This window comes from Shewanella electrica (genome assembly GCF_022321485.1).
In the GTDB taxonomy this organism is placed as follows: Bacteria; Pseudomonadota; Gammaproteobacteria; order Enterobacterales; family Shewanellaceae; genus Shewanella; species Shewanella electrica.
Map to the genome: position 1 here is coordinate 1 of NZ_JAKOGG010000235.1, position 276 is coordinate 276.

The window sequence follows — 276 nt, forward strand, 5'->3', positions numbered from 1 at the left end:
CCCGCGCTTCCACCTCACGTCTCCCATACAATCGGGGCTGTTCTACATCGCCCCGGGGTGCGGCTACCTGGTCGGAACGCTCTTCGGGGGCCGCTGGGCCGACCACATCGTGAAGAAGTGGATCCGCAAGCGCAACGGGGTCCGCGTGCCCGAGGACCGCCTGAAGTCGTGCCTGTTGTTCATCTGCGTCGTCATCCCGGGCTTCATCCTCATCTACGGGTGGACCGTCGAGAAGGCCGTGGGCGGGATCCCGGTGCCCGTGTTGGCCATGTTCCT

The 276-nt window shown here is 65.6% G+C and carries 1 protein-coding gene; it reads left to right on the plus strand.

The features are described from left to right. Positions 1 to 276: MFS transporter (locus tag L9G74_RS20470; protein WP_238898603.1), on the plus strand; the 276-nt coding region annotated here is incomplete at both ends.